Here is a 6267-nt window from a genome sequence, read left to right as displayed (position 1 = left end):
TTGCAACATCGAGGGTGAGTCGCCTCATTTTGTGGAGGGGACATACAGTCTAGCAGACTCCTTTGCAGCCCTGCCGCTTCCCTATGCGGAAAGTCCAGCCGCAAGCAGCAGCTTCGAGCAGCGGCAAGGCAGCGCTGCGCCGTTGTTGGATCGGTTCGCGCTCCGCCGGCAGTTAGTCCAAGGTAGGCCCGGATTCTGCTTTGACAGGAAGGGCTTAAGGTGATCGAATGTCTCCGTGCTCCAGGCTTCCGCATGGAGAGGTGAAGTTGGCATTCAGCATCACCGTGGAGCCGATCCCATGAACGAGCGGGAACTTCGAAGCCTGATCGCAGGGGTCAAGGCTGGGCGCCTGTCACGCCGAGCATTTGTGCAGCGCATGATTGCGGTCGGTCTCACCGCACCGATGGCCAGCATGATGTTGAGCCAATCGGGGGTCGCCATGGCCGAGAGCGCAATTCCCTACAAGCCAACCAAGGCTGGCGGTGGCGGCGCGCTCAAGCTGCTCTATTGGCAGGCGCCGACCCTGCTTAATCCGCATTTCGCGGTGGGGACCAAAGATCAGGAGGCTTCTCGCGTCTTCTACGAACCCCTGGCCGGGTGGGATGCAGACGGCAACCTGGTTCCGATCCTCGCAGCCGAAATTCCGAGCAAGGAGAATGACGGTCTTGCGGAGGACGGCCTTTCGGTCATCTGGAAGCTAAAACGGGGTGTCAAATGGCATGACGGCGCGCCATTCACGGCAGACGACGTGGTCTTTACCTGGGAATATGCGCGAAATCCGGAGACCGCGGCTGTTACGATTGGCAGCTACAAGGACATCAAGGTCGAGAAGATCGACGATTATACGGTTCGCATGATCTTCGCGCAGCCGACGCCGTTCTGGGCCGACGCTTTTGTCAGTGCAGCCGGCATCATCATCCCCATGCATCTGTTTGCGGGTTATGTCGGCGGCAAGTCGCGCGACGCGCCGACCAACCTGAAACCGGTCGGCACCGGCCCCTACCTCTTCGTCGATTTCAAACCCGGCGATATCGTCTTGGGTAAGCGCAATCCCAATTATCACCTCCCCAACAGGCCGTATTTCGACGCGCTGGAGATCAAGGGCGGAGGCGACGCCGTATCGGCGGCGCGCGCCGTGCTGCAGACCGGCGAATTTGATTACGCCTGGAATATGCAGGTGGAGGACGAGATCCTGCTCAGGCTGGAAAACGGCGGCAAAGGCAAGGTGGCGATCGTTCCCACCGGCAATGTCGAATTCATCCTGCTCAACTTCACCGATCCTGCAGTCGAGGTGGACGGCGAGCGCGCCAGCGCTAAGACCAGGCATCCCCTGTTCTCGGATCCGGCCGTGCGCGAAGCCATCAACCTTCTGATCGATCGCGCCTCGGTTGAGAAGTTCATCTACGGCCGCACGGCGGTTGCCACGGCGAACTTCCTCAACAACCCCGAGCGCTTCAGATCGAAAAACACCAGGTTCGAGTTCAACATCGAGAAGGCCAATCAGATCCTCGAGATGGCGGGCTGGAAAAGGGGTGCGGAGGGCATTCGGGCGAAGGACGGAAAACAACTCAAATTCGTGTTCCAGACGTCCATCAACGCGCCCCGGCAAAAGAACCAGGCCATTATCAAGCAGGCCTGCCAGAAGGCCGGCATCGAGGTCGAGCTCAAGTCGGTGGTTGCGTCCGTGTTCTTCTCAAGCGATACCGCCAATCCCGATACCTACGCGCATTTCTACTGCGATGCCCAGATGTACACGACGACCATGCTGCAACCCGATCCGCAGCGCTTCATGAATCAATTCGTGTCATGGGAAGTCGCGCGCCAGGAGAACAAGTGGCAGGGACGGAACATTTCCCGCTGGCAAAGCAAGGACTATGACGATCTCTATCTTCAAGCTGAGCGCGAGCTTGATGCAGTGAAGCGCGCCGCAATATTCATCAAGCTCAACGATATGGTCGTCGGCGATCGTTACATCCTGCCGGAAGTTTATCGGCCGAGGGTGACCGCCCTGAAGAGGGGCACGACCGCGCATCTCAGCGGCTGGGACAACGACCTCTGGCAATTGGCGAACTGGTATCGGGAGACGTGACAGAACCGCATGACGCGACTGAGCTCACCCGCAGATCGTTGCAGGACCAGCGATGGGAAACTACCTCCTCAGGCGTCTCATCATAGCTCTTCCCAGCCTGCTCGGCATCAGCCTCATTCTTTTTGTCCTGCTCGCCCTGGCCCCGGGGGATCCCTTCGGAGAACTTGCGACCAATCCGAACATTCCGCCCGAGGTTCGGGAGGCGCTGCGGGTGAAATTCGGGATAGATGATCCCATTATAGTCCGCTACCTGCGGTGGCTCGTCGCGATGCTGCATGGCGACTGGGGTTTTTCGTTCGCCAGCCGCGTCGATGTCGACCAATTGATCCTGCAGCGCATCCCGACGACGCTCTATGTCGTGGGCTCGGCGCAGCTTTTAGCGCTCGCGGTCGCGCTGCCGGTCGGCGTTTATGCAGCCAGGCGGCCGTATTCGATGTTCGACCAGATCGCCAACACGGTTGCCTTCATCGGCTTTTCGCTGCCGACTTTCTTCACCGGCTTGCTGTTCATCCTGATCTTCAGCGTCAATCTAGGTTGGCTGCCGTTCGTCTATCGGGTCGATATCAGCGCCACCGGCTGGCACTGGTTTTGGGATTATTTCAAGCAGGCAATCATGCCGATTGCCGTCCTCGGCCTGTTCCAGGCCGCGTCCTACACGAGATACGTGCGCTCAGCGGTGCTTGACGTCATCAGGCTCGACTACGTCACGACCGCGCGCTCCAAGGGACTCAAGGAACGCAAGGTCATCGTCAAGCACGTGCTGCGCAATGCCCTTATTCCTGTCGTGACGCTGGTCGCGCTACAGATGCCGTCGGTGTTCGGCGGCGCCATCGTCACCGAGCAGATTTTCCGCATTCCCGGAATTGGCTCGCTCTTGATTAGCGCGATCCTCGCGAACGACACGCCGGTGATCATGGCGGTGACGTTCGTTTTCGCCTGTCTCGTCGTTCTCTTCAACCTGTTGGCAGATATCGTCTATGGCTGGCTTGACCCACGCATCTCCTACCGTTGAGGCGGCTGTCCCGCTTGCAAGCCGGGGGCGACGCTTCTCGCCGGGACGCGAATCGTTGCGGCGGTTCCGGCGCCATCGCCTGGCGGCAATGAGCGTGGTGGTTTTGGCGGTGCTGGCGCTGTCGATACTTGTCGGGCCGCTCGTCTGGCGCGTGCCGATCAACGAAATCGACTTCACCGCGCGCTTGAGCGCGCCGTCGTGGGAGCACCCATTCGGCACCGACGATCTCGGCCAGGATCTGCTGGCCCGCACGCTCTACGGCGGCCGGATTTCGCTCGCGGTTGGCTTCGCGGCCATGGCGGTGGCTGTGATTGCCGGCACCATCATCGGCGCCATCGCCGGCATGTCGAGGGGCAGCGTCGACGCGGCCCTGATGTGGATCACGGACCTGTTCCTGTCGCTGCCGCAACTGCCGCTGCTCCTCCTCGTGATTTATCTCTTCCGCGATTTCCTTAGAGGCCTGGTGGGCCCCGAGGGCGGCGTATTCATCCTGATCGTGCTGGTGATCGGAGGATTTCGTTGGATGCCGGTGGCCCGCCTGGTGCGGGCGCAGTTTCTGTCGCTGCGCGAGAAGGAGTTCGTCGAAGCCGCGCGCGCGCTCGGCGCGTCCAACCTGCGTCTTGTCGTCAGGCACATTCTTCCCAATGCATTGGGGCCCGTGATCGTCGCCGGCACCATCGACGTCGCGGCGGCGATCATCGCGGAGTCGACACTATCGTTCCTCGGCCTCGGGTTTCCGCCTGACATTCCGACCTGGGGCCGCCTGCTGTACGACGCCAAGGATTATCTCGACATCGCGCCGCACTGGGCGCTGTTCGCGGGCGGCGCCATCTTCCTCACCGTGCTTGCGATCAACTTCATTGGCGACGGCCTGCGCGACGCGCTCGATCCCCGGAGGGTGATGTGATGATTGCCGTTCCGATGATCCCGACGAATGGCCCGCTGCTGGATATCAGGGGTCTCAAGACTCATTTTGCGACCGATGACGGCATGCTGCGCGCAGTCGACGGGGTTGACCTCTCCATTGGGCGCGGCGAGACCGTCTGTGTGGTCGGCGAATCCGGCTGCGGCAAGACGGTGACCGCGCTCTCGGTTTTGAAACTGATCGCGATGCCGCCGGGGCGTATCGTCGACGGCGAGATCCTGTGGCAAGGGCGCGATCTCATTCCGCTCAATGCCGACGAGATCAACCGCGTTCGCGCCAAGGAGATCGCCATCGTGTTCCAGGAGCCGATGACCTCGCTCAATCCGGTCTACACAATCGGCGATCAGATCGGCGAGGTGATTGAGCTGCACCAGGGATTGAGCCGCCGCGCGGCGTTGGACCGGGCGATCGAGATGCTCTCGCTGGTCCAGATTCCCAATCCGCAACGTCGCATCAATGATTATCCGCATCACTTCTCTGGCGGGATGCGGCAACGGGCGATGATTGCCATGGCGCTGTCATGCAATCCCAAGCTCCTGATCGCGGATGAGCCGACGACCGCACTGGATGTGACCATTCAGGCGCAAATTCTCGATCTCCTGCAGGACATGAAATCTCGCCTCAGTATGTCGATCATGCTGATTACCCATGCCATGGGCGTCGTCGCCGAGGTGGCGCAGCGTGTCGCGGTGATGTATGCCGGCAAGGTCGTGGAGGAGGCGGCCGTCGATCGCCTGTTCGCCAATCCGCGTCATCCCTATACGCAGGGCCTGATCCGCTCGATCCCTCGAATTGATCTCGCAGTCCAACGCAAGAGGAGGCTCGAGACCATCGCCGGCGTTGTGCCGAATCTGATCGATCCACCACAAGGCTGTCGCTTCGCGCCGCGCTGCCCATTTGCCGTCGATGAATGCAGGCGCGCTCAACCGGAGCTGCGCGAGATCGAGCCAGGACACAAGGTGGCCTGCATCCGCGCCGAGGAGATTGTCGTGCAATGAGCGAGCCGCTCCTCAGCGTCCAGAATCTGATCAAAGTGTTCCCGATCCACGGCGGCCTCTTGCGGCGTCAAACCGGAAGTATCCACGCGATCAACGGCGTCGATTTTCACATTGAAGCGGGCGAGACGCTCGGGCTGGTCGGCGAATCCGGTTGCGGCAAGTCGACCACGGGTCGTTGCGTGCTCCGCCTCATCGAGCCGACGTCAGGCGACATCCAGTTCGACGGCAGAAACGTGCTGTCACTGACCCGCGAGGAGCTTCGCGCGCTTCGTCGCGACATCCAGATCATCTTTCAGGACCCCTATGCCTCGCTCAACCCGCGCATGAGCGTCGGCGCCATCATCGGCGAAGCCCTGATCATTCACCGGCTGGCGAAGAGCAAGCGCCAGTTCGAGGGGCGCGTCGCACATCTGCTCGAAACCGTCGGGCTTGAGGCGGATCACATGACCCGTTATCCGCACGAGTTCTCCGGCGGCCAGCGCCAGCGCATCGGGATTGCGCGGGCGCTCGCGGTCGAACCGAAGCTGATCATCTGCGACGAGCCGGTCTCGGCGCTCGACGTCTCGATCCAGGCCCAGGTTATCAATCTGTTGGAGGACCTGCAGCAGAAGTTCGGACTGGCGTATCTCTTCATCGCCCATGATCTGTCGGTCGTCGAGCACATAAGCCGCCGCGTTGCCGTGATGTATCTCGGCCGCATCGTCGAGACGGCGCCGGCACGTGCGCTTTACGCATCGCCAAAGCACCCCTACACCGAAGCCCTCCTGTCGGCGGTCCCGATCCCCGATCCGGAATCGAAGCGCCAACGCATCAGGCTGCGTGGTGAGGTGCCGAGCCCACTTCGGCCCCCATCCGGCTGTCCTTTTCATACCCGATGCCCGATCGCGCAGTTTCCACTCTGTAGCAAGGAGGTGCCCAAGCTCAAGCAAAGCGCCGAAGGGCACTGGGTGGCTTGTCACTTCCGCTGAACTGAGGGAACGATCGCGACCTCTTATCCTCTTGGCCTTCGCAGACCGGAAGCGGGGCAGTGAGCGCAAATGTCAGCTTCTGGGCCGATTCTGTTGAAAAATGGCGGCAGTAATCCGTTGTATTGGCGCCAGCGCCGTGCGGCCGAACGGCTTTGCCGGCCTTTATGCGGGCTTTAGGGTTTGCATCGGGATCAGCTTGGCCATCTTGCGAAGGTCCGAGTAGCTCAGTATCCAGCCGACCGCGCGTCCTGCAAAGCCAATACCTGCCAGAACTG

5 protein-coding genes are annotated in these 6267 nt (G+C 61.1%); all 5 read left to right on the top strand.

Annotated features, from left to right (window positions below):
• Positions 1 to 298 precede the first annotated feature (298 nt).
• The 5 genes from ACFFWD_RS19815 to ACFFWD_RS19795 are packed head-to-tail and all read left to right on the top strand — an operon-like array spanning position 299 to position 5992.
• Positions 299 to 2089, top strand: coding sequence for a peptide ABC transporter substrate-binding protein (locus ACFFWD_RS19815; RefSeq protein ID WP_376968173.1), 1791 nt, complete (start codon positions 299 to 301; stop codon positions 2087 to 2089).
• Positions 2090 to 2141: 52 nt separating this feature from the next.
• Entirely contained in the window at positions 2142 to 3101 is a 960-nt protein-coding gene (locus tag ACFFWD_RS19810) for an ABC transporter permease (protein ID WP_376968172.1), read from the top strand.
• Positions 3067 to 4008 (top strand): ABC transporter permease, encoded by a 942-nt coding sequence (locus ACFFWD_RS19805; RefSeq protein ID WP_376968171.1) that lies wholly within the window; start codon positions 3067 to 3069, stop codon positions 4006 to 4008. Before ACFFWD_RS19810 ends, ACFFWD_RS19805 begins: the two co-directional genes overlap by 35 nt.
• Positions 4008 to 5024, top strand: a complete 1017-nt coding sequence (locus tag ACFFWD_RS19800) for an ABC transporter ATP-binding protein (protein WP_376968174.1) — start codon at positions 4008 to 4010, stop codon at positions 5022 to 5024. The genes ACFFWD_RS19805 and ACFFWD_RS19800 overlap by 1 nt, the downstream gene beginning before the upstream one ends.
• A complete protein-coding gene (locus tag ACFFWD_RS19795) occupies positions 5021 to 5992 on the top strand; it encodes an ABC transporter ATP-binding protein (RefSeq protein ID WP_376968170.1) in 972 nt (323 codons plus the stop codon). Before ACFFWD_RS19800 ends, ACFFWD_RS19795 begins: the two co-directional genes overlap by 4 nt.
• Positions 5993 to 6267: the final 275 nt, after the last annotated feature.

This window comes from Bradyrhizobium erythrophlei, assembly GCF_042430365.1.
In the GTDB taxonomy this organism is placed as follows: Bacteria; Pseudomonadota; Alphaproteobacteria; order Rhizobiales; family Xanthobacteraceae; genus Bradyrhizobium; species Bradyrhizobium erythrophlei.
Note: the sequence above shows the minus strand (reverse complement) of the source record. Positions and strands in the feature narration are given on the sequence as shown.